At 70.4% G+C, this 25,839-nt stretch carries 25 protein-coding genes; 10 read left to right on the forward strand and 15 right to left on the reverse strand.

Translation table 11 applies throughout. The features are described from left to right. Window positions 1-14 precede the first annotated feature (14 nt). From ABTZ99_RS19640 to ABTZ99_RS19655, 4 genes are all read right to left on the reverse strand, one after another. The gene (locus tag ABTZ99_RS19640) at window positions 15-767 is read right to left on the reverse strand and encodes a TIGR03084 family metal-binding protein (protein WP_499612772.1); all 753 of its coding nucleotides are present in this window, start codon (window positions 765-767) and stop codon (window positions 15-17) included. Continuing rightward, window positions 764-1,378 carry a TetR/AcrR family transcriptional regulator gene (locus ABTZ99_RS19645; protein ID WP_498772442.1) on the reverse strand — a complete coding sequence of 205 codons (615 nt, stop codon included), beginning with the start codon at window positions 1,376-1,378 and terminating at the stop codon, window positions 764-766. Before ABTZ99_RS19645 ends, ABTZ99_RS19640 begins: the two co-directional genes overlap by 4 nt. Window positions 1,379-1,450: 72 nt before the next feature. Further along, on the reverse strand, window positions 1,451-1,852 hold the full coding sequence (locus tag ABTZ99_RS19650) for a nuclear transport factor 2 family protein (protein ID WP_499612774.1): 402 nt from the start codon (window positions 1,850-1,852) through the stop codon (window positions 1,451-1,453). An 87-nt stretch (window positions 1,853-1,939) separates the two neighbouring features. Beyond that, on the reverse strand, window positions 1,940-2,527 hold the full coding sequence (locus tag ABTZ99_RS19655; RefSeq protein WP_499612776.1) for a TetR/AcrR family transcriptional regulator: 588 nt from the start codon (window positions 2,525-2,527) through the stop codon (window positions 1,940-1,942). A 108-nt stretch (window positions 2,528-2,635) separates the two neighbouring features. Between ABTZ99_RS19655 and ABTZ99_RS19660 the strand changes: the two genes are divergently transcribed. Together ABTZ99_RS19660 and ABTZ99_RS19665 are read left to right on the forward strand one after the other, a co-directional pair. Continuing rightward, complete coding sequence (locus ABTZ99_RS19660; RefSeq protein ID WP_498772436.1) at window positions 2,636-3,421, forward strand: SDR family oxidoreductase; 786 nt, start codon at window positions 2,636-2,638, stop codon at window positions 3,419-3,421. Window positions 3,422-3,520: 99 nt separating this feature from the next. After that, window positions 3,521-4,939: an FAD-binding oxidoreductase gene (locus tag ABTZ99_RS19665; RefSeq protein WP_499612778.1), complete on the forward strand. Its 1,419-nt coding sequence runs from the start codon at window positions 3,521-3,523 to the stop codon at window positions 4,937-4,939. Here ABTZ99_RS19665 and ABTZ99_RS19670 read toward each other — a convergent pair. Then, window positions 4,936-6,840: an intein-containing Rv2578c family radical SAM protein gene (locus tag ABTZ99_RS19670; RefSeq protein ID WP_499612780.1), complete on the reverse strand. Its 1,905-nt coding sequence runs from the start codon at window positions 6,838-6,840 to the stop codon at window positions 4,936-4,938. The genes ABTZ99_RS19665 and ABTZ99_RS19670 overlap by 4 nt on opposite strands. A 46-nt stretch (window positions 6,841-6,886) precedes the next feature. Here ABTZ99_RS19670 and pnuC point away from each other — a divergent pair, with 46 nt between their 5' ends. Together pnuC and ABTZ99_RS19680 are read left to right on the forward strand one after the other, a co-directional pair. Then, a complete protein-coding gene (gene pnuC / locus ABTZ99_RS19675) occupies window positions 6,887-7,528 on the forward strand; it encodes a nicotinamide riboside transporter PnuC (protein WP_499612782.1) in 642 nt (213 codons plus the stop codon). Continuing rightward, complete coding sequence (locus ABTZ99_RS19680) at window positions 7,525-8,628, forward strand: AAA family ATPase (RefSeq protein ID WP_499612784.1); 1,104 nt, start codon at window positions 7,525-7,527, stop codon at window positions 8,626-8,628. The genes pnuC and ABTZ99_RS19680 overlap by 4 nt, the downstream gene beginning before the upstream one ends. 56 nt (window positions 8,629-8,684) lie before the next feature. Here the strand turns inward: ABTZ99_RS19680 and ABTZ99_RS19685 are convergent, their stop codons facing one another. Continuing rightward, on the reverse strand, window positions 8,685-9,311 hold the full coding sequence (locus ABTZ99_RS19685; protein ID WP_498772813.1) for a nitroreductase family protein: 627 nt from the start codon (window positions 9,309-9,311) through the stop codon (window positions 8,685-8,687). Window positions 9,312-9,558: 247 nt separating this feature from the next. Between ABTZ99_RS19685 and ABTZ99_RS19690 the strand changes: the two genes are divergently transcribed. Beyond that, a complete protein-coding gene (locus ABTZ99_RS19690; protein ID WP_499612786.1) occupies window positions 9,559-10,959 on the forward strand; it encodes a YibE/F family protein in 1,401 nt (466 codons plus the stop codon). Here ABTZ99_RS19690 and ABTZ99_RS19695 read toward each other — a convergent pair. The 6 genes from ABTZ99_RS19695 to ABTZ99_RS19720 form a co-directional block, all read right to left on the reverse strand. Further along, the gene (locus tag ABTZ99_RS19695) at window positions 10,886-11,248 is read right to left on the reverse strand and encodes a DUF1304 domain-containing protein (protein WP_498772811.1); all 363 of its coding nucleotides are present in this window, start codon (window positions 11,246-11,248) and stop codon (window positions 10,886-10,888) included. The genes ABTZ99_RS19690 and ABTZ99_RS19695 overlap by 74 nt on opposite strands. A gap of 64 nt (window positions 11,249-11,312) precedes the next feature. Beyond that, window positions 11,313-11,939, reverse strand: coding sequence for a UbiA prenyltransferase family protein (locus ABTZ99_RS19700; protein WP_499612788.1), 627 nt, complete (start codon window positions 11,937-11,939; stop codon window positions 11,313-11,315). Between the two features lie 61 nt (window positions 11,940-12,000). Further along, window positions 12,001-13,452 (reverse strand): aldehyde dehydrogenase family protein, encoded by a 1,452-nt coding sequence (locus tag ABTZ99_RS19705; RefSeq protein WP_499612790.1) that lies wholly within the window; start codon window positions 13,450-13,452, stop codon window positions 12,001-12,003. Between the two features lie 115 nt (window positions 13,453-13,567). After that, on the reverse strand, window positions 13,568-14,890 hold the full coding sequence (locus ABTZ99_RS19710; RefSeq protein ID WP_499612792.1) for a hypothetical protein: 1,323 nt from the start codon (window positions 14,888-14,890) through the stop codon (window positions 13,568-13,570). A 269-nt stretch (window positions 14,891-15,159) separates the two neighbouring features. Next, window positions 15,160-16,392: a hypothetical protein gene (locus ABTZ99_RS19715; protein ID WP_499612794.1), complete on the reverse strand. Its 1,233-nt coding sequence runs from the start codon at window positions 16,390-16,392 to the stop codon at window positions 15,160-15,162. A 145-nt stretch (window positions 16,393-16,537) separates the two neighbouring features. Next, on the reverse strand, window positions 16,538-17,953 hold the full coding sequence (locus tag ABTZ99_RS19720) for a hypothetical protein (protein WP_499612796.1): 1,416 nt from the start codon (window positions 17,951-17,953) through the stop codon (window positions 16,538-16,540). Between the two features lie 430 nt (window positions 17,954-18,383). Here ABTZ99_RS19720 and ABTZ99_RS19725 point away from each other — a divergent pair, with 430 nt between their 5' ends. Both ABTZ99_RS19725 and ABTZ99_RS19730 read left to right on the forward strand, forming a co-directional pair. Beyond that, window positions 18,384-19,496: a pyridoxal phosphate-dependent aminotransferase gene (locus ABTZ99_RS19725; protein WP_499612798.1), complete on the forward strand. Its 1,113-nt coding sequence runs from the start codon at window positions 18,384-18,386 to the stop codon at window positions 19,494-19,496. Between the two features lie 3 nt (window positions 19,497-19,499). Then, window positions 19,500-20,624 carry a carboxylate-amine ligase gene (locus tag ABTZ99_RS19730; RefSeq protein ID WP_499612800.1) on the forward strand — a complete coding sequence of 375 codons (1,125 nt, stop codon included), beginning with the start codon at window positions 19,500-19,502 and terminating at the stop codon, window positions 20,622-20,624. A gap of 37 nt (window positions 20,625-20,661) precedes the next feature. Here ABTZ99_RS19730 and ABTZ99_RS19735 read toward each other — a convergent pair whose 3' ends face one another. Continuing rightward, a complete protein-coding gene (locus ABTZ99_RS19735) occupies window positions 20,662-20,946 on the reverse strand; it encodes a DUF1653 domain-containing protein (protein WP_499612802.1) in 285 nt (94 codons plus the stop codon). Between the two features lie 245 nt (window positions 20,947-21,191). On the opposite strand from ABTZ99_RS19735, the gene ABTZ99_RS19740 reads away from it, so the two are divergent. From ABTZ99_RS19740 to ABTZ99_RS19750, 3 genes are read left to right on the forward strand one after another with little or no spacing between them, the layout of a single operon-like run. After that, window positions 21,192-22,283, forward strand: a complete 1,092-nt coding sequence (locus tag ABTZ99_RS19740) for an NAD(P)-dependent alcohol dehydrogenase (RefSeq protein ID WP_499612804.1) — start codon at window positions 21,192-21,194, stop codon at window positions 22,281-22,283. A gap of 49 nt (window positions 22,284-22,332) precedes the next feature. Beyond that, entirely contained in the window at window positions 22,333-22,740 is a 408-nt protein-coding gene (locus ABTZ99_RS19745; RefSeq protein WP_499612806.1) for a hypothetical protein, read from the forward strand. A 7-nt stretch (window positions 22,741-22,747) separates the two neighbouring features. Next, entirely contained in the window at window positions 22,748-23,611 is an 864-nt protein-coding gene (locus ABTZ99_RS19750) for a spermidine synthase (protein ID WP_499612808.1), read from the forward strand. 330 nt (window positions 23,612-23,941) lie between these two features. Here the strand turns inward: ABTZ99_RS19750 and ABTZ99_RS19755 are convergent, their stop codons facing one another. Continuing rightward, a complete protein-coding gene (locus ABTZ99_RS19755) occupies window positions 23,942-24,571 on the reverse strand; it encodes a hypothetical protein (RefSeq protein ID WP_499612810.1) in 630 nt (209 codons plus the stop codon). Further along, complete coding sequence (gene hisS, locus ABTZ99_RS19760) at window positions 24,568-25,833, reverse strand: histidine--tRNA ligase (RefSeq protein WP_498772420.1); 1,266 nt, start codon at window positions 25,831-25,833, stop codon at window positions 24,568-24,570. Before hisS ends, ABTZ99_RS19755 begins: the two co-directional genes overlap by 4 nt. Between the last annotated feature and the right edge of the window lie 6 nt (window positions 25,834-25,839).

Below are 25,839 nucleotides of genomic sequence, written 5' to 3' on the forward strand. Positions count from 1 at the left end.
GTTGCCGACGCGGATCACGGCCGCTCCCGGCGACCGCGGCCCGGTCCGGGAGGACCCGCGAACGCCTGCGCGATCGGGACCCAGGCGCGGGCGGCCTCGCCGACCGCCGTGACGGCCAGGTCGTCGCGGTGTCGCCGTTGGGTGGCCAGCAGGCAGAAGTCCAGGGCGGGACCGGTGATCCGGTTCTCCGCGTCCTCCGGGCCCCACGACCACACCTCGCCGTCGGGCGCGACCAGCTCGACCCGGACCGGCGCCTGCGGCACGGGCAGCCCGTTGACCAGGAACGACCAGCCGAACGTGCGGACGGCGATGTGCGCGACGTGCTTGAGCCGGTGCGTCGGCTCGCGGGTCACGCCGAGCGCGTCGGCCACGTCCTGGCCGTGCGCCCAGGTCTCCATCAGCCGGGCGGTGGCCATGGACGCCGCGCTCATCGGCGGCCCGAACCACGGCATCTTCACGCCCGGCGGCAGCGCCGCGAGCGCCTCGGCCAGCTCGGCGCGGCCCGCCCGCCACTCGTCCAGGCTGATCGGCTCCCGCGCGCCCTCGTCCACCATGTCCGCGGTGGCCCGGGTCAACGCGGCGGTGAACGCGTCGGGGTCGCGGGCGGCGAGCGCGGCCACGCGGTCGGTCCAGCGCAGGTGGCTGATCTGGTGGGCGATCGTCCAGCCCTCGGCGGGCGTCGGGACGGCCCAGTCGGGCAGCGGCGCGACCAGGTCGTCCAGCACCTGGCTCTCGGCGCGCAGGTCGTCCAGGAGTCCGGTGATCACAGCGAGTCCTCCAGCATCCGCGCCCAGTGCCGGATGATCCGACCCCGTCGCTTGCGGTCGTCGGTGAGCTGGTTGGCCAGCGCGAGGCCGCGCACCAGGTCCAGGGTGAGCTGCACGGTCTCGCGGACGCCCGGCTTCGCCTCGTCGGCGCCCAACAGCTCGACGGCGAGGCGGTGCGTCTCGCGGCCGAGGCGGACCTCCAGCGGCACCACCACGGTCTTGAGGTCGGGATCGGTGCGTGCGGCGACCCACAGCTCGAGGGCGGCGGTGAACAGGTCGCTGGCGTAGAAGTCGGCGATCAGCTCGACCACGGCAGCGATCTGATCTTCTGGCGAGCTTTCGTCGACCTGCCGCGCACGCGCCTTCAGGTCGAGGACGCTCTCCGCGCCCAAGTGCTCGACCGCGGCGGCGACCAGCTCGCCGCGGGTGCGGAAGTGGTGCAGCTGGGCGCCGCGGGACACGCCGGCGCGCTCGGCCACCACGGTCGTCGTGGTGCCCGCCCAGCCGCGCTCGACCAGGCACTCGACCGTGGCCTGCATGAGCTTGCGCCGGGTCTCGCGGCTGCGGTCGGCCTGGCGCCTCGTCTCCCGCTGCCCGGTGTCGGTGGCCATGGCAGCGAGTGTTCCGCGCCGACTAACAAACAGTCAAGACTGATTGTTAGTCGGCGCGGAGGGACCACCCGGCTACCACCCGCCCTGGGCCATGGTCTGGAACAGCCACTTGCCGTCGGTCTTCACCAACAGGTCGCCGTACCTCACCACCTGCGAGAAGTCATCGGCGGTGATGGTCGCGTCGGTGATCACGAACACCAGGTCGGCGCTGATGAACACCGGCGTCCGGACGGACTCCATCCGCACGTCGCCGTCGCCCAGGGCCGCCCTCATGTCGGTGAGGAACCGCGCCCGGTCCCACGACTGCGCCGACCCGCCGGTCACCGCGTTGACCGGGAACAGCGCCATGTCGGCCATCGCCTCGACGTCCTTGGCCACGGCCAGGGCGTCCCACTGCTCGAACCACGCGAGCACGCTCGCCACGTCTTCGTCGGTCGGCACGAACCCCGCTCCACTACCCGGCACAGCACTCATGCCGTACATTGTACCGTACGCCGTACGACAAGGGTCGCGCCAGGCCCGCAGAGGAGTTCGACCAGCAGTTTTCGGGTTCGAGCAGAGTCAGGTCGGCCAGGCGGCCAGGGCGATGTCGACCATCCGGTGCAGCTGCTCGCGGTCCACGCCGTCCGCCGCCTGCACCGAGATCCCCTGCGCGACCAGCACGACGAACTTGGCCAGGTCCGCCGCGTCCACGTGGGCGGGCAGGTCGCCCTCGGCCTTGGCCCGCTCGAAGCGGTCACGCAGCCCGGCCTCACCCGTCCGACGCCAGTCGGCCAACCGCTCACGGGTCGCCACGGCGTCCTCGCCCATGGCCAGGCCGCCCTGCAGGCTCAGGCAGCCGGTCGGGCAGCCGGGCCGGGTCGACACGTCGGCGGCGCCGCACAACATGCGCTCGGCGGCGGCACGGGCGGTCGGCCGGTCGAGCGCGTCCCGCACGTGGACGGCCTGCCGCTCGGTGTAGCGGTCGAGCGCCTTGCGGAACAGGGACTCCTTGTTGCCGAAGGCCGCGTACAGGCTGGGGCGGTTGATGCCCATCGCCTCGGTCAGGTCGGACAGGGCCGCACCCTCGTAGCCGCGTTCCCAGAACACGCGGAGCGCCTGGTCCAACGCCTCGTCGGCGTCGAACGCGCGTGGACGTCCACCGGCCATCGATCCGCCACCTCGATTCTGGACCTGTCAGTACGGTACTCGATCCCCGCCGGTGAGAGCGGTCACAGGTTGTTGACCGATCGGTACAGAACACGAATTGTGTACCTCATGGTAAATAACTCGGGCAGGTTGGCGGGACGGCGTGCGGTGGTCACCGGCGGCACGCGGGGCATCGGTGCGGGGATCGTGCGCAAACTGGCCGCCGAGGGGGCGCTCGTGCTGACCACGGCCCGTTCGGCGGGCGGCGCGGAGCTGCCGCCGGGCGTGCTGTTCACCACCGCGGACGTGGCCGACCCGGACTCGGCGTCCCGGTTGGCGGACGAGGCGGTCGAGCAGCTCGGCGGGGTCGACATCTTGATCGACAACGCGGGCGGCGGCCAGGCGAAGCCGGGCGGGTACCGCGACATCGACGACAAGGCGTGGCAGGAGATCCTGGAGACGAACCTGCTCGGCGCGGTCCGGCTGGACCGCGCGCTGCTGCCCGGGATGGTCGAGCGGGGCTCGGGCGTGATCGTCCACATCTCGTCGTCCGCGGCGCACGTCCCCGTCGGCCCGCTGATGCACTACTCGGCCGCCAAGGCGGCGCTGTCCAACTACAGCAAGGGGCTGGCCGAGGAGGTGGCGTCCAAGGGCGTGCGGGTCAACCGAGTCTCCCCCGGCATGACCGAGACCTCGGCGGTGGACGCGGTGCTCGGCGACCTCGCCGCGAGCACCGGCGGCGGTCTCGACGACGCCCGGGCGGCGCTGGTCGGGATGATCGGCGGCATCCCGCTGGGCCGCACCGGCACGCCGGAGGACATCGCCAACCTGGTGGCCTTCCTGGTGTCCGACGAGGCGTCCTGGATCACCGGCGTCGACTACGTCATCGACGGCGGCACACTCAAGGCCGCGTAGCCCGGGGAGGTCGACCGGCTCCTCCTCAGCCGTCCGAACAGCGGTTCCGCCGTGATCGGCCGCCTTGTTCGATGAGGGCTGGCTGAGGAGGAGGCCGGAGTGGCGGTTTCACGGCGGAACGTGTTGCGCTGGGCGGGCGCGGCGGCGGCTGCGGGCGGCGTGGTGGCGGCCGGCGGGCCGGTGGCGGCGAACGGCGCGCCGGCGGCTCGGCCCGGGAGGTGGGCACGACTGCGCGCCCACCTGTCCGGCGAGCTGCTGGTGCCCGGCGACGACGGCTACGACACCGCGCGGCTGCCGTTCAACTCGTTGTTCGACCACCACCGGCCGGCCGCGATCGCCCGCTGCGTGCGCGCGGAGGACGTGCAGCGGTGCCTGGAGGAGGCCCGGCGCGGCCGGATCCGGGTGGCCGCGCGCGGCGGCGGGCACAGCTACGCCGCCTACTCCACCCCGCACGACGGCCTGGTGGTCGACCTAGGGCCGATGGCGGGCGTCGACGTGCGGCCCGACGGCACCGCCGTGATCGGCGCGGGCGCACGGCTCGGCGACGTCTACGCGGCCCTCGCCGCCGCCGGCCGGTGCCTGCCGCTGGGCAACTGCCCGTCGGTCGGCATCGCCGGTCTCACGCTGGGCGGCGGCCTCGGCTGGGTCGACCGCGCGTTCGGCCTCACGTGCGACCGGCTGCGTGCCGCCCGCGTGGTCACCGTCGACAGCCGCCTGGTCACCGCCTCCGAGGACCGCGAGCCGGACCTGTTCTGGGCGTTGCGCGGCGGCGGGGGCGGCAACTTCGGCGTGGTCACCTCGTTCGAGTTCGCCACCGCTCCCGCGCCGGAGGTGCTGACCGTGTTCCGGCTGAGGTTCCCGGCCGGGTCGGCGGCGGACGTGCTCGGCGCCTGGCAGCCGTGGAGCGCCGGGGTCCCCGACCGCCTGTCCAGCACCTGCGTGGTCCTGCCCGACGGCTCGGTGGACCTGACCGGCTGCTCGATCGGCCCCGCGGCCCTGCTGCACGGGGACCTCGCCGGCCTGGGCGTCGACGGTCCGCTGGAGCACGCCGAGGTCGACTACCCGACCGCGATCGCGATCATGACCCAGGGGCACCCGCCCCGCAACGCCTTCCGCGCGTCCTCACGCATCGCCGACGGCATGTGGGACGACCCGGCGGCGGTGGCGGAGACGGTGCGGGGCAAGGAGAGCGCGCTGCTCATCGTGGGCGCGCTCGGCGGTGCGATCGACCGGCTCGGCCCCACCGACACGGCCTACCCCCATCGCGGCGCGCCGACGTCCGTCGAGGTCTTCGGCACCGTCGGCGACCTGCCGCCGGAGCTGGTCACCCGCGAGGTCGACGACGTCCAGTCGGCGTTGGCCGGTCTGGTCGGCGCCGGCACCTACATCAACTACCTGGACCCGCGGCAGGAGGACTGGGCGGAGACGGGCTACCGGCACAACCTGCCCCGGCTGCGCGCCGTCGCCCGCCGCTACGACCCGGACGGCGTGCTGCGGTTCCCGCAGGCGGTGCGCTAGAGGAGGGTCAGCTGCTCCTGCACGACCGGGCCGGTCGGCGTCGAGGCGGGCAGGCTGCCCGCCGGCCACACGCCCTCGTCGTCGCCGGGCACGCCGACCGCGTCACGGCCGCCGCGCGGGTCCAGGCCGTGCCGCCGCAGCAACGGCTCGATGCGCGCCGCCAGCCACCGCCGGTACCGGACGTCCACATAGGATCCGCGCGCGTACAGCCGCCGGTAGTCGTCGGCCAGGTCCGGCCGCTCGCGCACCAGCCACCGGGCGAACCACTCGCGCGCGCCCGGCCGCAGGTGCAGCGGCAGGACCGTGACGCCCGTGGCGCCGGCCTCGGCGATCGAGGCCAGCAACGCGTCCAGCTGCTCCTCCGAGTCCGTGAGCCGCGGCAGCACGGGCGCGACGAACACCCCGCACGGCAACCCCGCGTCACGGACCCGGCGCACCAGCTCGAGCCTCGCCCGCGGGCTGGGCGTGCCCGGTTCCAGCCCGGACTGCAGCTCGCGGTCCAGCAACGCCAGCGACACCCCGATGCCCACCGACACCGAGGACGCGGCGCGTTCCAGCAGCGGGATGTCCCGCGCGAGCACCGTCCCCTTGGTGAGGATCGAGAACGGCGTGCCGGAGTCGGCCAGCGCCCGGATGATGCCCGGCATCAACGCGTACCGGCCCTCGGCCCGCTGGTACGGGTCGGTGTTCGTGCCCATCGCCACGTGCTCGCGCCGCCACCGCTTGGACCGCAGCTGGCCTTCGAGCACCTCCACCGCGTTGACCTTCACCACCACCTGGGTGTCGAAGTCGCGCCCGGCGTCGAGGTCGAGGTAGGTGTGCGTGTTGCGGGCGAAGCAGTTGTGGCTGACCAGGCCGTTGGCCACGAAGTCGCCGGTGCCGGTGGTGATGTCGTACAACGTCCGCGTCACGCCGAGCGACTCCACCGACACCACCGCCAGCCGGGACGTGGAGGGCACCGCCATGCCCTCCACGGCGTTGCCGCGCCCGATCGCCGGTCCGACGAGGTGCAGGAACCGCAGCCGCTCGGCCAGCCCGCCGACGATCCGCACACCGCGCACCTCGACCACGTGCGACACGCGCAGCCGCGTCAGCGCCAGCACCGCCGCCTCGAACACCGCGCTGTCCGAACTGGACATCACCAGCTCGCCGCCCGTCGAGCTGCCCCGCGCGTCGAACAGACCGGCCAGGAACCCCTTCGACCACTCCTCACCCGGCGTGGTCGGCCACCGCACCAGGTCCTGCTCGCGCGGCGCCCGGCCGCCGGCGAACTCGCGCACCCGACCCAGCACGTCCGGGTGGCTGGGCAGGCCGCCGCGCACCGCGCCCCACAGGTAGCCCTCGCGGTACTCGTCGCCGTGCGCGGGCGGCGAGGCGAACCGGCCCGTCCCGACCAGCCGCGCGCCCTTGACCAGGAACGGCCGCTCCTCGAAGTCGTCGCACCGGCCGGGCGTGACGTGCTTCCACCCCTCGTCGGTGAGGAACCGGTGGTCGCCGCCCGCCACCACCTGCGTGCCGTCGCTCAACGTGACCCGGTAGGCGGGCTTGGAGGTCTTCCAGTGCGCCCGCACGCGGGTGACCACGAACCGGCCGTTCGCCGTGCCGAACACCTCTTCGCCGACGGCCAGCTCGGCGATGGGCTTGGTGCGGCCGTCCGCCAGCAGCACCGGCGTGTCACCGGTCAGGCAGTACGTGCAGCCGTGCGTGCAGCCGCGGTACGGGTTGACCGTCCACCCGAACGGCAGGCCGCCGCCGGGCACCTTGTTCAGCACGGACTTGGCGTTCACCTCGTGGAACACGACGTCGGCGAAGTCGGGAGTTCGTACGCTTCGGACCAGCCCCGGCAATCCCGGCAGGGCCTGCTGCCGGTCCGCCCCGTCCTTCTGCCCGTCCCATCGCATGTCCACATTCGAACACGTGTTCGAAACAGGGTCAAACGGAGTGCCTGTGTCTGTGCTGGACGTCATCTTGTGGCCCTTCACCACCACCGCGTTCACGTTCGCCGGCGTCGCCACGAGCTGGGGCGAGGTCGCCGGTTTCGTGACCGGCGCGCTCTGCGTGTGGCTGGTGGCCCGGCAGAACCCGCTCAACTGGCCGATCGGCATCCTCAACAACCTCGCCTTCCTCGTGCTGTTCGCGACCAGCGGCCTGTACGCGGACTCGGGCCTCCAGGTCGTCTACGTGGCGCTCGCGCTGTACGGCTGGTGGGCGTGGCTGCGCGGCGGCGTCGAGCACACCCCGCTGCCGGTCGGTCGCACCACGCGCGAGCAGTGGTGGTGGCTCCTCGCCGCCGGCGTGGCGGGCACCCTCCTGCTGGTGTGGGTGCTCACCACGTTCAGCAACTCGACCGTGCCGTGGGCGGATTCCGCGACCACCGTGCTCTCGTTGCTGGCCACGTGGGGCCAGACCCGCAAGAAGGTCGAGTGCTGGTGGCTGTGGATCGCCGCGGACGTGATCTACGTTCCGTTGTACGCCTACAAGGGCCTGTGGCTGACCGCGGTCCTCTACGTGGGCTTCATGGCGCTGTGCGTGCTCGGCCTGCGCAACTGGACGAGGGCGTTGCGCCAGGACGAAGCGGTGGCCGCGTGACCGACTTCGACCACGCGCTGGTGCTCGGCAAGTTCTACCCCCCGCACGCCGGTCACCACCACCTCATCCGCACGGCCGCCGCGCGGAGCCGGCGCACGACCGTGACCGTGCTGGCGTCGGGCGCCGAGTCCATCCCGGTCGCCGACCGGGTGTCGTGGCTGCGCGCCGAGCACGCGGGCACGCCCGGTCTCGTCGTGCTCGGCGACGTGGACGACCACCCGATGGACTTCCACAGCGACGTGGTGTGGGAACTGCACATGGGCGTGGCACGGGCGGTGCTCGCGCGGCGGGCCATCCTGGACGGCGACCCGGCGTCGGCGGCGGTCGACGTCGTGTTCTCCAGCGAGCGGTACGGCGACGAGATGGCCAAGCGGCTCGGCGCGCGGCACGTGCTGGTGGACCTCGACCGCGGCGCCGTTCCCGTGTCGGGCACGGCGGTGCGGGCCGATCCGCGCGGGCAGTGGGGGTGGCTCGCGCGGGCGACCAGGGTCGGGTTGTGCGCGCGGGTCGTGGTGGTGGGAGCCGAGAGCACGGGCACGACGACGTTGTCGCGGGAGTTGGCGCAGGCGTTGGCCGCGACGTGGGTGCCCGAGTACGGGCGGGAGCACACCGAGCTGAAGCTGGCGGCTGCGCGGGCGTTCGACCCCGAGGCGGGGGTCGACGATCTCGTGTGGACGGTCGGCGACTTCCAGGACGTGGCGCGCAGGCAGCAGGAGTCGGCCGACGCGGCGGTGGACGGACCGGTACTGGTGTGCGACAACGACGCGTGGGCGGCGACGGTGTGGGGTCACCGGTACCTCGGCGCGCCGCACCCGGACATCGCGCCGGACGCCCGCCGCCCCGCCCTGTACCTGCTGACCGATCACGTCGGCGTGCCGTTCGAGCAGGACGGGTGGCGGGACGGCGAGCACCTGCGGGAGTGGATGACGGACTTGTTCCGGGTCGGGTTGGCACGGCGGGGTGTGCCGTGGCGGTTGGTCACGGGGTCGCCGGAGGAGCGGCTGCGGCAGGCCGTGGCGGCGTGTGAGGAGGCGGTGGCGGCGCACTTCCGGTTCGCCGATCCGTTGCCCCAGGCCGATCCGTCGGAGCCCGGTCGGTGACGCGGCCGGGTCGGCATCAACCCCGGAGGGCGGTCGGCTGGTGACCCGGAGGGCGGTCAGACGGTGACGAGGACTTGGTCCAGTGACTTGCGGACCAGGGCGGGCACCACGCAGTCGTCGGCCGGGTAGCCGATCGGGATCACCGCGAACGCCTTCTCGTTGCGCGGGCGGCCCAGCACCTCGCCGAGGAACTTCATCGGCGACGGCGTGTGGGTCAGCGCGGCGAGCCCGGACAGGTGCAGCGCGGTCAGCAGCATGCCGACCGCGATGCCGACCGACTCGTCCACGTAGTAGTGCTTGCGGCGGGTGCCGTCGGGCTCCAGGTAGTACCGCTGCTCGAACACGACGACGAGTTCCGGCGCGTCCGTCAGGTGCGGCTTGACGTCGTCGGTGCCGAGGGGGCGCAGCGCGTCCAGCCACTCGTCGCCGAGCCTGCCCGCGTAGGAGACGCGTTCCTCGTGCTCGGCGGCCTCACGGATGCGCCGGCGCACCGCGGGGTCCTTGACCAGCACGAACGTCCAGGGTTGCTGGTGGGCGCCGCTGGGCGCGGTGGAGGCGACCGCGATGGCGTCGAGCACCACCCGGTCGGGCACGGGATCGGCGGAGAACATGCGCACCGTGCGGCGGTCCCCCATGCGGGCGCGCAGGTCGGCGGCCGTGCGCAGGGACTCGTCGACCGGCATCCTGGCCGGTCGGTACGGGACCGGCTCGAAGGACCGGCCGTGGGTGGGTGTCCAGTTCGTGGTCACGCGGCGAGCGTGGCACCGACCGGGGCGCGGTTGAAGGGCTCACCCCGAAATTCGCACCGAACTGTCCGACATGCGGACGACCGGGGTGGGCGGGCAGTATGTGCGCGTGCGCGCCAAGGACCTCATCGCCGCCCATGGACACGGCCATGGGCACGGCCCCGTCGGGCCTGCTTCCCGACGTGTGCGGAAGCTGCTGCTGGTCCTGCTCTTGCCGCTCGTGCTCGCGACCGTGGTCGGCGCGCTGCTGCTGTACCCGTTCGGGCACGAGCAGCGCACGGGCGCGGAGGCGGGGCTCGCGCAGGTGCCGGTGCGCGGCGACGTGACGGCCGTGGCGCAGGGCGGGTGCGGTCCGGACACGGGCGAGCCGGGCGCCACCGGGTGCGTGCTGGTGACCGTGAAGATGAGCGACGGCGCGGCGGCCGGTCGGGAGATCCGGATCCCGGTGCCGGACCAGCCGGGCACGCCGACGTTCACCGTGGGCGACGCGGTGGTGCTGTCCTACGGCGGCGGCGACCCGAACGACAGCACGTCCTACCAGCTGGCCGACTTCCAGCGCGGCGTGCCGTTGCTGCTGCTGGCGGTGCTGTTCGCGGCGGCCGTGCTGCTGCTGGGGCGGTGGCAGGGGCTGGCGGCGCTGGGCGCGCTGGCGTTGAGCTTCGTGGTGCTGGTGCTGTTCGTGCTGCCCGCGATCCTGGCCGGCGAGAACCCGCTGACCGTGGCGGTGGTCGGCGCGGGGCTGATCATGTTCGTGGTGCTGTACCTGACGCACGGGTTGTCCGCGCGGACGTCCACGGCGGTGCTGGGCACGTTGGTGAGCCTGGCCCTGATCTGCGTGCTGGGCGCGTTGTTCTCGGCGTTCGGCAAGCTGACCGGGCTGGACCAGGAGACGGCCAACCTGGTGTCGCTGCTCGGGCACGGCATCGACACGCGCGGGCTGCTGCTGGCGGGCACGATCATCGGCGCGCTCGGCGTGCTGGACGACGTGACCGTGACGCAGACCAGCGCGGTGTGGGAGCTGCGGCGGGCGAACCCGTCGCTGGGGTTCCGCGACCTGTACGCGGCGGGGTCGCGCATCGGCCGCGACCACCTGTCGTCGGTGGTGAACACGCTGGTCATGGCGTACGCGGGCGCGGCGCTGCCGCTGCTGCTGGCGTTCACGCTGTCGGGCCGGAGCCTGGGCGAGATCCTGACCGCGCAGGAGGTGGCGCAGGAGGTCGTGCGGACGCTGGTGGGCAGCATCGGGCTCGTGGCGGCGGTGCCGATCACGACCGCCTTGGCGGCGTTCGTGGCGGGCCGTGAGCCGGTCTCCGTGCCCGCGTCGGGTGAGCCGGACGGGTCGGGTGAGCCGGACCGGTCGAGTGAGCCGGACCGGTCGGGTGAGCCGCGCCGGTCGGGTGAGGCCGGTGACGCGGGTGGTCGGACCGCGGCCGATCCGCTGTGGCGCAAGCACGTGAGGGGTGACCTGCGCACCGGCTACGACCCGGCGAAGGGTCCGTGGCGCCGCCCGGCTACCTCGCCAGCACCACCAGCAGCAACGCGATCGCGGCGGGCACGGACTGCACGACCAGGATCCGACGACTGACCGTCGCCGCGCCGTACAGGCCCGCGATGATCACGCAGACCAGGAAGAACACGGCGAAGGCGAACCCGGTGTCGCCCCGGGCGATCAGCGCGAAGATCAGCCCGGCGGCCAGGAAGCCGTTGTAGAGGCCCTGGTTGGCGGCCAGCACCTTCGACTCGGCGGCGAACTCGGGCGTGGTGCCGAACGTCGCACGGCCGCGCGGCGTGTTCCAGAGGAACATCTCCAGCACGACGATGTAGAGGTGGATGGCCGCGACCAGCGCGGTGAGGACATCTGCGGCGAGCTGCACGGATCGGTACCGTACTCGTGGTTCGGACATCGCACGCGCAGGACTCACGGCCGATCCCGAGATCTCATCTCGGGGTCAACCGGTAGGTGGACGCCTGGACCACCAGCGCACCCGCCAGCGCCCACAACGGCAGGTTTCCCCACAACGTCCACAGGACCGAAGTCGCCACCAGCCCGGCCGGGTACACCAGCGGTGTGCGCCGACGGTAGCCCAGCAGAACCGGCAGCGTGCCGACGCCCTGCCGGGCATCCTTCGCCGCATCGCGCACGTCCCCGAGCAGGTTGCGGACCGCCATGACGACGAACACGAGTGCGGTGACCACCGGTGTTCCGGTCGGGAGCAGGAGCACGTAGGTGGCCTTCAGCCCGCCGTTAAGAAGCGGCGACACCGCACCGGCCGCGGGAAATCGCTTCTTGTAGGTGTAAGCCACAGCGAGGGCGTAGTAGAGGACCAGCCATGGGCTCATCAAGAACAAGGGCGCGAGGAGCCACGGGACCAGCCAGGCCGCCCAGTGCCACCGCAGGCGCCCGTCATCCCGGTGCCGCCATTCCAAGTGCACCAAGAAGCCGATCCAGAGCAGGCTGACGCCCACCACCTCCGTGCCGTCCGCCCCGACTGCCGCAAGCAGCAACAACAGATCCACGAATGAGTACAGCCGCAACTGCCCGAGGTAGTTCAGTGCACCGCGCATCGCTCTCCCTCGGTTACGCACGTGGACGCCGGCGGACGGGCGAAGCGGTCGTGGGCGCCGATTACGGGGCCCGGTACACCGCCTTGGTGACGAGGTACTCGTCAATGCCTTCTCGGCCGAGTTCCCGGCCGTTGCCGGACAACTTGGTGCCACCCCAAGGGATGTACGGCATGAAGTACCCGAAGCAGTTCAGCCAGACGGTGCCGACGCGCAACTCGTCGACCAACTTGTCGGCCGTGCCAGCGTCCTTCGTCCACAACGACGCCGAAAGGCCGTACTCGGAATCGTTGGCGATCTCCACCGCCTCTGCGGCGTCGCGGAACGGGTAGACACACGCGACCGGCCCGAACACCTCCTCGCGCGAGATCCGGTCGGCACGCCCGACGCCGGTCAGCAGGGTTGGCAGGTAGTGCAGGCCGCCGTCGTCACCGGCCCGCCCACCGGTCTCCGCCCTCGCCCCGGAGGCAAGCGATTCCCGCACCATGCCGTCGATGCGGGCGAGGTGCGCGCGGTCGATCTGCGGGCCCTGCTCGGTGCCGTCGTCGAATTGGTCGCCGAGCACGCGGCGTTCCGCCCGCCCGACCAGGCGGGTCAGGAACTCGTCGTAGATGTCCTGCTGGACCAGGATGCGCCCCGCGGCGCAGCAGTTCTGCCCGGCGAGCCCGAAGGAGGCTTCGACCGCTCCATCGAGCGCGGCGTCCAGGTCAGCGTCCGCGAAGACGATGTTCGCGCCCTTCCCGCCGAGTTCGGTGGTGATGCGAGGGATGCTTGAGGCGGACGCGCGGGTGATGGTCCGCGCGGTCTCCGTACTCCCGGTGAAGCTGATCTTGTCGATTCGTGGGTCCGAGACGAGCGCGAGGCCCGCAGTGTCCCCAAGACCGCTGACGATGTTCACCACCCCGGGCGGGAACCCCGCCTCCGCGATCAGCGCGGCCAACGCCTGGACAGACAGCGGAGCTCGCTCCGGCGGCTTGATGACGACCGTACAGCCCGCCGCCAGCGCCGGAGCCGCCTTCCACGACACGCAGGCGAAGGGAAAGTTCCACGGGATGATCGCCGCGCAGACACCGATCGGCTCCCTCTGCGTGGTGACCCGGACGGCTCCGACGGAAGGCAGTACGTCCCCGCTGGTGCGGACCGCCCATTCCGCGTAGTAGCGGAAGGTTTCGGCCGCGTTGCCGATGTCCCAGCCGCGCACCCCCCGGAACAGCTTGCCGGTGTCGAGCGATTCCACGAGCGCCAGCTCGTCCAGGTCGCGCTCGATCAGATCGGCCAGCCGGTGCAGGTGCGACGCGCGCTCGACCGGCGACATCCGAGGCCAAGGTCCCTCGTCGAAGGCCGTCCGCGCGGCGCCGACAGCCTCCCGCACGTCGGTCTCGACCACCGCGGGCAACACGGCAATCCGCTGTCCAGTGCCAGGGTCGGTCACGTCCAGCGTTTCCCCGGTCCGGGGTTCGACGTGCTCACCACCGATGAAGGGCCGGAGGTCGATGCCCGGCAAAACCTTGTCCACCGCGAAACTCCTGCGCTCCGGGGCACTGCCTGGGACGGTCACGCACGTTCTCCTCGTCGTTGTCGTAAGTAGTCGCCAGATCACTCGGGTGATCGGGCTGTCGATTGATCGCCGATCACGCGGAGATCAGCCGCGAGTCGGGGTCGAACAGCTCCACCGGGTACCTCAGGAAGAGGTTCTCCCTGGGGAACATCAAGGTTGGCATCCGGCTCGGCAGCAGCAGGTCCGATTCCCTGACGCCGAACAACCGGGCCACCTCTGCCCGACCACCCTGATCCAGGGAGAACTGGGTCTCCCTAGCCCTGCTTTCCAGGAAGTCAATGTTGTCCACCATGCTGCGAGTGCTGCCGATCTCGATCTCCCAATTGGCCCCGTCGCCCGCGAGACTGATCCAGGGGAAATAGCCGATACCACCGCCGTAAAAGCTGTAGTCCTCGCCGGCACCGTCTTTCGGCGGCGTCACCAAGCGCACCTCGGTACCAAGGTGCCGATATCTGAGAATGACATGCCAGAGCGCAACCAGGTGTATTCGCGGCACCAACCTGATGTCCACGTCGGGAAGCGGCAGAAGCCGTTCGCTGAAGAAGTCGGGCCGCCCACCGCCGATGTCCATGGTGGCCTTCATGAAATGGTGGTAACAGGTCGAGAAGAGCCACAGGTTGGCAGTGCCGTACAGCGACTCGGGGCAGTAGTTCCGCACCACGTCGATGTAGCTCGACGCGTCGTACAGCCGTTCCCGGATTATCCCCAGCGCACCCGCCAACCCGGTCCGGAAGTTGATCTTCGCGAATTCGTCTTCGTCGAACTCGCCTCGATACCTCGGCAAGCGCTTCTGCAGGAAGCTCCAGCCGAAGTCGCGCACCAGGTGAAGGCTGTCGCGCTCGTGGAAGACGGTGTTGATGTCCTGCACCAACTCAGGCACAGCGAGCAACTGCGGAGTCGCCAGGACGCGGAAGAAGTTGTTGACCCAGTGCGCGCTCCACAGCAACGAGAACGTGGCCAGGTTCAACTTGTTCTGAGTGGGCACGTAGAGGACGTCCGGGTGGTTGCGCCACCTCGTCGCCCGGAAATACTCGCCCATGTCGAGCACGTACCAGTCGAAGCGATCACTCGGCGGCAGGTACATCAGGTCGTACGCCGGCACCGAGACGTCGCGCTGCACCGCGAGCGCGAGCAGGAGTTGCCCGGCGGTGCTCGCCGCGTACAACCCCTCGATGCTCTTGCGCCCCAGCTCCAGTCGCAGGGCGGCGCAGCCCAGTGGGCTCTGTTCGACCTCGTTGACCTTGTCCCGACTGGTCGACTTCACCTGCCACTTGAGTTCCACCTGGTCGGCGACCGACCACAGCGAGGGTATGCGCACGAGAAAGTCGATCTTCTGGGTGTCCGGGACGACCGTGGAAACCTGGAACGGCAGGGCGTTGGCCAACCAGAGCAGCATGAGGTCACGAAACGTGCTCTCAGCCGCCGCACCCCTCTGCTCGGCATTCAGCCCTCCGCTGTTCGGACTCGCCGACACGATACCTCCCCTGCCCCGCGATCGACGGCACGAACAGCCACATCCCGAGAGCCGGAGTCCACTTTCCCAAAAAAGGGCGATCGGGTCAATCTCGATGAGCCCCCCTCATCCTCGTACCGCAAAGTCGCGCGACCATTCCGCATATTTGCGGGCGAAAGGGCACACCTTCGTGTGATTCCAGGTCGGAGGACTCAAGTAATCGAACCCTCGCCTTCTCCGATGAAGATCGGGATGACGGAGACAGGTTCGGTCACGCCCACGTAGCGCAGCACTTCGAGGAGTTCGGACTGCGCCCCGGCCACGAGGATCTGCGCCGCCGCGCTGCGCGACCGGTACAGCAGGTGCGATCGCCTGTCGGAGGTGTAGAGCAGCATGAGCAGGCGGCTGGTCCGATCGACAGCTTCGACACCCCGCGTGATGGGCACACCCGCGCGCAGCTTCACCGCAGCCCACCGAATGGTGCCGATCCACGCATCCACGTGGGCGGTCAACACGGCCAGGTTGTTGTGGTAGCACCCGAGCCACCTGCCGCGCCCGCCGGCGCGGAACCGGTTGGGCGCCCACACCACGCGCTGCCGGCCGGCAGCGAACATCGCACCACCCGCCCGCTCCGCCCGGCTCAGCACCAGGTGATCCGCCAGGCCGACCGGTTGCGGCAGGGCGTCGAAGGTCGCGCGCTCCGCCACGCAGGCAAGGAACTTGTGCACTTCGCCGCCTTCTACGGCGGCGCACTCATCCACCCCACCCCCGGCGCGGACCACGGTGGTGATGATCGCGGGGTCGGGTGCGTAACCCAGTCCGCGCTCGGTGTCACCCAACCTGGCGCGGGCGAGCCGGTCCAGCAGGTCGTAGCCCAACCGTCTGATCGTCCTCGGCGCTTCGCCATCGGAGGTCGTGAGCAGGAGATCGCGGTCCAGGTCGGCACACCGCTGCGCCCACTCCGACAGCGTCCCATCACCGGTGCACCGCAAGGAGATGACGACGCTGTCGGCCAGCGGGTGGCAACCCACGTCAACCACGGCTCTCACCCGCGTGTCGGAGGTTTCGAGCCGGATCCGCCGCGCCGAGCGCAGCCACGCCTGCACCCGCCACGCCCGCCCGACCGAACTGTCGTGGTAGTCGCGAGTTCCCAGCGAGTACTTCCAGTAGTTGTTGGTGTTGAAGCGGTCCTCGGGCCTGATCGACCACGGCAGGGCGAACGGGGTGCTTCCCTCCTCCACTACCGGCCACGGGCCCCTGCCGACGGGGTCCGCACCGGTGCCGGTGGCGCCGCGGAACGCGCGGGCGTAGTCGAGCGGACTCAGGATCCCGGGCAGTGGCGCGTCCGCCGGAACCTCGTTCGCGAGGGCGGGCAACGTCGACGAGAACACGTAGGTGATGCGGACCTCTCCCACCACGACGGCCATCTTGTCCCCCTTCTCCACCAGTGCTAGCGTCCGGTTCGACTGGTTCGAGGCCCGTGGCGAGCCCACGCAGGCCCGGGGTGCCGGGTGGGCTGAGGATCAAACAGTGGCTGATGCCACTGCGGGGCGGCTTCCAGGAGGCCGCCCCGACCTCTGCGTCACGTCCTCAGTAGTCCAACTCCGCCTCCGCGCTGAGCGACTGGGTCACCAGCGGTGCCGCGGTGATCTCGGTGAGGATGTCAGCGGTCCGGACGAGGGTCGGTCCGGCGAGCCCGGCCGAGTCCCAGGACAACGACACGTCGCTGCGGCGGCGCACCACCGACCACAGCCCTTCTGCCGGACCGGTCATCGCCGCCTGGACCTCCGCCCGGCGGTCGTCCCCCGTGTCGGGCGACAGGGAGAGTCGGATGCGCGGCAAGCACCAGGCCGTCCCGGACTGCCCGCCCGGCACGACCACCAGGAAGCCTTGGCGGATCTCGCCTCCCGTTACCTCGAACCGAACCTGGGGCAGCACGAGCGGACTACCGGATCTCGCGAGACGCTCCACCACGGTCAGCGGACTGTCGTGCGGTGTCGGGGTACGCAGGCGGGTTCGCGTCGTGGTGACGGCCCAAGGGATCGCGAACGCGCCGAAACCCACCACCACAGAGCCGATCCACACAGCCAACAGGTCTCGGACGCCGTAGCCGGCCAGGTATGTGTGCGGTCGACCGAGCAGCGTCGTGATCAACCAGTACGTCGGGATGGCCACCACCGACAACGTCGCCGAGATGGCGAGGAACTCCGGCGCGCTGACGTCCAACGGGGGCAGCTCCACCCCTCGTGACTGCGCACGTCGCGCGGGTATCCGATATGCCATCACCACCAAGAAGCCGGGCAGCAGCAGGAAGGACGGCACGCCGACGGCGGTGAGGAACTCGGCTTCACCCAGCACCGAATGCGTGAACGCGTGCTTGACCACGGTCTCAGTGCTCGCCCTGTCGCCGCTGTCGTTCAGGTAGGACGACTTCGTGACGAAGAGGATCTGGTGACGTCCTGTCCGGGTCCGCTCCGTGGCCTCCACGACGAACCAGTAGGTGGAGACCTCGCCGCGGTCCAGATCACGACGCTCGGCGGACATCCGGCGCCGGTCACACCGTTCGCCGTCCAGACCTCCACCGGTGCCCGTCCCGGCGTCGGGGAGCAGACACACCCTGACATCGGCACTCACCACCCCCGACACGAAGTCCACGGTCACAGGTCCGGATGAGGTGTTGCGAACGACGATCACGACCTCCTGCGGCCGGGCCTCCTGCAACTGGTCCAACTCCGTCGACACCGTCACCTCGACCACCCCTCCGGGGTCGGGTGGGCTCACCGGCGTGACCACCAGCGTGCCGGTGGCCACCGTCGCTCCACCCCTGGTGACGACGAAGACCACGTCGACGTCCCCCGAGCGCCACCCGGCCCGTGCGACGTCGGCCCGCCAGCGGATGGTCGTGGGTGTCGTCTCGACCGTGGTGGCGTTGACCGACACCCCCGCCACCGGAACCGAGGACAAGGCCAACCCGCCCGGATCGCCGGCACCGGTGTCGACCAGCACGTCGGCGACGGCGGTCGAATCGGGTGGAACCGCCAGTCTGCCAGGGAGGACGCGGACCACCGGCACCGGTTCCTGCGCAGCGGCCGTGTCGGACAACAGGAAACCCGATAGCGCTTGAGCGATGGCCACGGCTGCCGCACCGGCCGTCCACCGCAGCCGGTGACGACTTCCCCAAGTCATTGTCACTACCACCGTTACCCGAAGGATCCGCAATAGTGCGGAATATCTTTCCACCAATCGGATGACACCCCTCGGCCGGTGGGCGAGGTGAAACCAGAACGTACCGCACCAGGCAGTCCCCCGCTATCCTCTGATCACCGGGCGGAACATCGCCGCAACAACCGCCGACGCCGGCGGCACTCGGCAGAGCGGTGAGTCGATGGGCGGAGAACCGCGGATCGCACGACGTGCGACACACACTCCGAAAGGCTTGGGCCGTTGGGTGCCAAGCCATCCGAACGGCGACGTCGTCGACCTCATGCTCGGCACTCCCCGACACCCGCCAACGGCTGAATCAGTGGTGCGCGCCGCGATCGAGGCCTTGCAGGGTGATCACAACCAATACGCGGCGCCGGTGGGTGACGAATCGTTGCGCATAGCGCTCTCCGAGCGCTTGACAGGTTCTCCTCATTCCGCCGACGAGTTCATCGTGACGGTAGGTGCCACAGAAGCATTGGCAGCGACACTGCTGACCCTGGTGGACGACGATGACGAAGTGGTGCTGCTCGATCCTCACTACCCCAACTTCGCCGCCGCGCTGGCATTGACCGGCGGCAGGCCGAGGTTCGTGCGCCTGCGACCACCGGAGTGGAAACTGGACCTCGACAGCCTCCGTGCGGCGATGAACGAGCGGACCCGCGTCCTGCTGGTGAACAGTCCACACAACCCCACCGGGTCGGTGCTGTCGCGCGCCGATCTGTCAACGGCGGCCGACTGGTGCGCCGAACGCGGCATCTGGCTCGTCTGTGACGAGGTCTATCGCGACTTCGTGTACGACGGGGCCGAGTTCACTTCCGTGTCCGACCTGACCTCGCGCAGCGAACACACGATCAGCATCGGCAGCTTCTCCAAGAGCCACGCCGTGAGCGGGTGGCGAATCGGCTACGTGCGTGCGGCTCCGGTGGTCGCGAGTCGGATAAGGGCGGTGCACGAGGTGCTGACAGGCGGGGCACCAGCACCCTTCCAACACGCGTTGACCCTGTCCGCGGAGGCGGTGGGTGGGAGCGAACTGCAACGCGCGCGCGACTTGGCGCTCCAGGTCTTCCGAGACACCGGATTCGCCTGCGCCACGCCGCAAGGCGGCTTCTACTTCACGGTTGCCGTTCCCGACGGGTTCCGCAACGCCGAGCAGTTCTGCGGATTCCTGGCGGACCGGGTGGGGGTGCTCCTGCTCCCCGGCAGCGCATTCACCGCCGACGACAATCCCGCCGGTCATCGCTTCGCGCGGGTGGCGTTCAACCGCAGCGACGCCACGCTGGCCGACGCCGCGTCCCGGCTCTGGGCGCTCCCGCCGCACAACGCCGAGCGACGAGGGGTGACCTGAACGGTGCGTTCCGCAGACGGAGCCCCGCGGCCAGGCGAAACGCTAGGCGTAGAAGAGGAGTTCTTCGTCATCGACCCTGCTACCCGGTTGCCGGTCGCACGAGCAGACGCACTGGTCGACGATGCCGGAACGGTAGGCCTCTCGGCCGCGGCGGAACTCACGCCGATGCAGTTCGAAGTGGTCACCCCGGTATGCCGGACGGTGCCCGAGATCGCGCTGTCGTTGCGCCGCCAACGCGCACTCGCCGGGAGACTCGCGGCGAACCACGGTCTGGCACTCGCCGCGACGGGCACACCGGCACTGGGCACCACACCCCCGCCTCCGGTCCGGAAGGGGGGCCGCTACGAGCGGATGGCGGACCACTTCGGTGCGCTGCTCGACGAACAGGGCACCTGCGGGCTGCACGTTCACGTGGGCGTGGCCGACCTCGACCTCGCCGTCCGGGTGTGCACCCGCCTCCGACCGAGCCTGGCCATCTTGCTCGCGATCAGCGCCAACTCTCCGTTCCACGCGGGAATGGACACCGGACACGACAGCTGGCGGGCAGTGCTGAGCTCGCGGTGGCCGACCGTCACAGCACCGCCACGCCTCCTCGACAGTGCCCAGTACCACGACGAGGTTGAACGCCTGCACAGGTACGGCCTCGCCTCGGAGGAATCCGGGATCTACTGGCTGGCTCGACCGTCACGGCGATTCCCGACAGTCGAGGTGCGGGTCGCCGACACCCAACCCACTGTGGCGGACACCCTCCTCCTCGTCGTCGTCATCCGGGCCTTGGTGTGCGAAGCAGTAATGGCCACGCAACGTGAAGACCCGTTTCCAGCACACGATGACACGTACATCCGCGCGGCTCTCTGGGCTGCCGCTCGCAACGGCTTGTCCGATACCTGCGCGCGAACCGATCCCGCACTTGTCACGAACGTAGAAGCGGTAGAGCGACTGGTCAGTCGACTACGCCCACACCTCGAGGAGAATGGCGACTGGCGCACCGTCACCTCTCTCGTGCGCAGGCTTCGTCACTTGGGTGGTGGCGCTCATCGCCAACGAGCCGTACACCATCGGACCACGAGCCTCGAGGCGGTCGTCGACAGCACGCTTCTCGCCGATGAGCCAACCGATGGACTTTAGCGCTCCGTATCGGTTCACCAGCAGTACGCGGTGACTCCTACTGCTCAACCTGACCAGTCGTGTCCCCCTCCTCTCCGACGAAACGGAACCTCGGCACCCGAGTCCCATCGACCTCGACCTCTTCGACGAAGTTGTCGACCGGCCTCACCCACGTGTGCTGCTCCCCATAGGCGGCCGACGTGAACGTCGCGTGATAGACGACGACTTCGTCACCCACGTTCTCCTCGACACCATCGCCGACGACGTAGTGCCCGAATCCGAGAACGTTGTAGCGGTGACCGCTGAAGTGCTCGTGCAGACCGAGTCGAACTCGTTCAGTCATGGTGGAGTTCTCCGATGATTGAATTGGTACGAGGCATGGCAACGGTAGTGCACGGACGCTCCGCTCCGCCATGGCGCGAATGCTATCCCCTCCGATCGGGGTGGTGGGCGGAGGGCCGTCCCCGGCCACAGCCGATACCGGAGACCGCAAAAATGTGGCGGTCACGTGAGCACTCTTGTTGCGGACTCGCCACGGCGGACGCGACGTAGTCTCCGAAGTCATGACGAGCTGACCGCGGAGGTCCCATGCGAGTCGTTGCGGCAATCGTGCACACCAAGGGCGGTCCTTTTCGGCTTCGTGAAGTCGACCTCGAACCGCCTAGACCCCGTGAAGTCCTGGTGCGCATGAGCGCGGTCGGGATCTGCCACACGGATCTGCGCAACCGGGACACGTGGCCAGGACACCTGCTGCCGATGGTCTTCGGTCACGAGGGGACGGGATCCGTCGAAGCAGTCGGGACTGCGGTGTCGCACGTGGAGGTCGGCGACACCGTGTGCTTGTCGTACAACAGTTGCGGGGAGTGCCACTCATGCCTCAACGGGCATCCCGCCTACTGCGGCTCACTGGGCCTGCTGAACTCCTCCGGAGGCCGTAGCGACGGCTCGTCGCCGCTCTCCCGCCTCGGCGAAGTCGTCCACGCCGGGTACTTCGGCCAGTCCAGCTTCGCGACGCATGCGATCGTTCACGAACGCACGGTCGTCCGCGTGCCGCCGGATCTGCCGCCGCTCGTCGCGGCCCCGTTGGGGTGCAGCGTGCAGACCGGCGTCGGCACCGTGTTGAACGTTCTCCGAGCACAACCGGGCACAGCGGTCTTGGTGTTCGGCGCGGGCAGCGTCGGCATGTCCGCGGTCATGGGTGCCCGCATCGCGGGGTGCTCTCCGATCATCGTCGTGGAACCATCGCCCACCCGCCGCGGCCTGGCCCTGGAACTCGGCGCCACCGCGGCGTTCGACCCGACCGAGACGAACCTCGTCACCACGGTCGAGGAGCTGACCTCCGGCGGTGCGCACTGTGCCGTCGACACCACCGGCCGCTCCGACGCGGTGCGCCAGGCGATCGCCATGCTGCGCTCCACCGGGCGGGTCGCGCTCGTCGGAGCGGGCACCGACCTGTCGCTCGACATCACGCGGCTGCAGTCCCGTGGCATCAGCGCGCAAGGCGTCATCGAGGGCGACGCCGTGGCGCAGGAATTCCTGCCAAAGCTCGTCGAGTTCCACCGGGGCGGGCAACTACCAGTGGAACGTCTCACCACGCCGTTCGCGTTCGAGGAAATCGAGGACGCGGCACAAGCCGCGCTCGCGCACCGGGTGCTCAAACCGGTGCTCATGTTCGAGTGAGCTTCGAGTGAGCGAGGCGAGAGAACGAGGATCCGGTTACCGTACCGCCATGCTGCGGACCGTGTTGGGTCTCACCGCCCGTGTCGCCACCGGGCTGGTGTCGGGCGTGCTCGCGTTGCCGCGGATCGCCGACGCGCTGGAGAAGCTGACGCCGCTGGCGCAGGCGTTGCCGCAGGTCGCGGAGCTGCGGGGCACGCTGGAACGGCTGGAGCAGCTCGCCACGTTCCTGGCCAACGAGATGCCCGAGGCGTTGCACCAGCTGGAGGCGGTGCAGCGGCAGCTGACGGAGCTGGAGCCCCGGATCGCCACGTTGGCCGGCAACACCGGGCAGCTGGACGAGTCGATCCGCGTGCTGGCCGCCGCGCTCGGGCCGTTGCAGGGCACGACCGAGCGCCTGGGCAGGCTGGTCGACCGCCTGCCGGACCGCAAGCGCCGCACGCAGTCGCTACCGGGATAATCGTCGGGTGGGACGGATCCGGAAAGCCGACGAGACCATCAGCCGTGAGGTCGACTCGGGCATCGCGGAACTGATCCCGGACCCGGACGTGCCGAGGGCGTGGATGCTGCGCCTGAACGGCACGCCGCAGTCCCACGTGGACCTGGACGACCCCGGGCACCTGGAGTTCGAGTACCTGCGGCGGCTCGGCCACGTCGCCGACCTGGTCGCGCCGGGCAGCGAGCCGATCCGGGCGCTGCACCTGGGCGGCGGCGCGCTCACGTTGCCCCGGTACATCGCGGTGACCCGACCGCGGTCCAGCCAGCAGGTGGTGGAGATCGACGCGGCGTTGGTCGACCTGGTGCGGGGCGTGCTGCCGTTGGACCGGAACTGGCGGCTGCGGATCCGCAACGGCGACGCGCGGGCGGTGCTGGAGAAGGCGCCCGAGGCGGCGTTCGACCTGGTGGTGACGGACGTGTTCGCCGGGTCGCGGACGCCCGCGCACCTGACGTCGGTGGAGTTCGTGGCGTTGGCGTCGCGGGCGCTGCGGGCCGGTGGCGTCTACGCGGCCAACATCGGTGACGGCGGGAAGCTGGCGTTCGCCAGGGCCCAGGCCGCGACGGTCCGCGCGGTGTTCCCGCACGTGTGCGTGCTGGCGGAGCCGGCGGTGTTCAAGGGCAGGCGGTTCGGCAACTTCGTGCTGGTCGGGTCGCACGTCGAGCTGCCGGTGGCGGCGTTGACCCGGCTGACGGCCGGTGACCCGTTCCCGGGGCGGGTCGAGCACGACGACTCGCTGATCCGGTTCATCGGCGGCGCGCCGGCGACGACCGACGCGACGGCCACCCAGTCCCCCGCGCCGCCCAAGGGCACGTGGGGATTGCCCGACGATTAAGGCGGATGGGCAGGGTGGATGGGCGGGCAGGGTGGATGGGCAGGGTGGAGTAGGTGCTTTAAAGAGTCCTCGCCGGACGGGCAGATCAGCAGGATGACGGGCCGGTGGGTGGTTCGGCGGCGGGTCCGTTGTTGGTCGGGTTTCGTGTCATCCCACCGACCTCCCTACGGGCTACCACACGTATCAAGGGGGGCGACATCAGTGGACGGTGCGGGTATAGGTGAGACAGCGCCCCCCTTGACACGCGCGGTAGGGCGGAGCCAGGTCGGCGGGATGACACGAAGCCCTCCTTTGGGGGCAAGGCGTGCCAGTGGACGTGTGGTGGTGGTGTCAGGGTTGGTCGAGGGTGGAGACGAAGCGGGAGATGGCTTCCGGGTTCAGCTTCTGGGCGAGGCGGCCGGTCGGGGCTTTGGAGCCCAGTTGGTAGAGCGGGCGGTCGGCGGCGGCCAGGCCCCGGGCCTCGGCGCGCAGTTGGGCGACCAGGAGTTCGGAGAAGACGAGGCCAGGGGGGTCGCCTCGGCCGGCCAGCACGTCGGCCAGCTTGCGCAGTGGGAGGACGCCCTGTTCGCGGCCGCCCGTCCCGGCGTAGATGGCCAGCGCGAGGTTGATCGCCTTGCCGCCGCCGCGGACGAAGAGGCCGACGGTGCGGGCGCCTCGGACGTCGGTCACCAGCAGGTCCAACTGGTCGGCGGTGTGCAGGTCGACCGAACGCGTGCCGAAGGCGCGGACGGAGAGGACGTGGCCCTCCAGCCACACCCGTCTCCTGGCTTCCGACCAGGCCAGCAGCAGGAGGGGGACGGCGAAGACGGCCGCCGCGACGAGCCCGGCGGTCCGGCCGGCGAGCAGCCCGAGCAACCCGCCGAACGCGGCGGCGACGATCAGCGCGCCGATGGCCACCGTCCGCGCGCGTTTGCGCACCGACTTCGGGTCAAGCAGGTCAAGGGCAATCCGCTCGCTCACCGGCCCAACGCCTCCAGCACTGAGATCACCACGTCCGCCAGCGGCACCTCGCGCTGGTCGCCCGACGACAACTCCTTCACCTGCACGACACCGGCCTCGATGTCGCGCTCGCCCAGGACGAGGGCGAAGCGCGCGCCCGAGCGGTCGGCGCCCTTCATCGCGCCCTTGAGGCCCTTGCCACCATAGGACAGGTCGAACCGCACACCGGCGGCGCGCAAAGGAGCGGAGAGGGCGACCAGGCGGGACTTCGCGGCCTCGCCCAGCGGCACGCCGTAGACGTCGCAGCGGGTCTGGTCGCCCGGCGTGACGCCCTCCACCTGGCAGGCGAGCAGCGCGCGGTCGACGCCGAGGCCGAAGCCGACGCCGGACAGCGGTTGGCCGCCGAGTTGTTCCATGAGGCCGTCGTAGCGACCGCCGCCGCCGATGCCGGATTGGGCGCCCAGGCCGTCGTGCACGAACTCGAAGGTCGTCTTCGTGTAGTAGTCGAGGCCGCGGACCATCCGCGGGTTCTCCACGAACTTCACGCCCAGCTCGTTGAGGTAGCCCTTGACCTGCTCGTAGTGGGCGAGGGACTCGGCGGAGAGGTTGTCCACCATGAGGGGCGCGTCGGCGACGAGTTCGCGGACCTCGGGGCGCTTGTCGTCCAGCACGCGCAGCGGGTTCAGCTCGGCGCGTCGGCGGGTCTCGTCGTCCAGGGGCAGCTCGGCGAGGAAGGCCTGGAGCTTCTCCCGGTACTGCGGGCGGCACGTGGAGTCGCCGAGTGACGTCAGTTCGAGGCGGAAGCCGGTCAGGCCCAGCGCCCGGAAGCCGGCGTCGGCGATGGCGATGACCTCGGCGTCCAGGGCCGGGTCGTCGACGCCGACCGCCTCCACGCCGACCTGGTGGAACTGGCGGTAACGACCTGCCTGCGGCTGTTCGGCGCGGAAGAACTGGCCCGCGTACGCGAGCTTCACGGGCAACTGGCCCCGGTCGAGGCCGTGCTCGATGACGGCCCGCATGACGCCCGCCGTGCCCTCGGGCCGCAGCGTGATGGACCGCCCGCCGCGGTCGGTGAACGTGTACATCTCCTTGCTGACCACGTCGGTCGACTCGCCGACGCCCCGCGCGAACAACGCGGTGTCCTCGAAGACGGGCAGCTCGATGTAGCCGTAGCCGGCGCGGCGCGCCGACTCCACCAACGTGTCGCGCACCGCCAGGAACGACGCCGAGGTGGGCGGGAAGTAGTCGGGAACGCCCTTGGGCGCGGCGAAGGGGGTCGTCACGGGTCT

Source organism: Actinosynnema sp. NPDC002837 (genome assembly GCF_040295345.1).
Taxonomy (GTDB): Bacteria; Actinomycetota; Actinomycetes; order Mycobacteriales; family Pseudonocardiaceae; genus Actinosynnema.

Coding starts and splice junctions, on each gene's coding strand:
- ABTZ99_RS19645 (WP_498772442.1), bottom strand. CDS start 1,378: ATGGCCACCGACACCGGGCAGCGGGAGACGAGGCGCCAGGCCGACCGC.
- ABTZ99_RS19650 (WP_499612774.1), bottom strand. CDS start 1,852: ATGAGTGCTGTGCCGGGTAGTGGAGCGGGGTTCGTGCCGACCGACGAA.
- ABTZ99_RS19655 (WP_499612776.1), bottom strand. CDS start 2,527: ATGGCCGGTGGACGTCCACGCGCGTTCGACGCCGACGAGGCGTTGGAC.
- ABTZ99_RS19660 (WP_498772436.1), top strand. CDS start 2,636: ATGGTAAATAACTCGGGCAGGTTGGCGGGACGGCGTGCGGTGGTCACC.
- ABTZ99_RS19670 (WP_499612780.1), bottom strand. CDS start 6,840: ATGCGATGGGACGGGCAGAAGGACGGGGCGGACCGGCAGCAGGCCCTG.
- ABTZ99_RS19685 (WP_498772813.1), bottom strand. CDS start 9,311: ATGCCGGTCGACGAGTCCCTGCGCACGGCCGCCGACCTGCGCGCCCGC.
- ABTZ99_RS19700 (WP_499612788.1), bottom strand. CDS start 11,939: ATGCGCGGTGCACTGAACTACCTCGGGCAGTTGCGGCTGTACTCATTC.
- ABTZ99_RS19710 (WP_499612792.1), bottom strand. CDS start 14,890: ATGCTGCTCTGGTTGGCCAACGCCCTGCCGTTCCAGGTTTCCACGGTC.
- ABTZ99_RS19735 (WP_499612802.1), bottom strand. CDS start 20,946: ATGACTGAACGAGTTCGACTCGGTCTGCACGAGCACTTCAGCGGTCAC.
- ABTZ99_RS19740 (WP_499612804.1), top strand. CDS start 21,192: ATGCGAGTCGTTGCGGCAATCGTGCACACCAAGGGCGGTCCTTTTCGG.
- ABTZ99_RS19745 (WP_499612806.1), top strand. CDS start 22,333: ATGCTGCGGACCGTGTTGGGTCTCACCGCCCGTGTCGCCACCGGGCTG.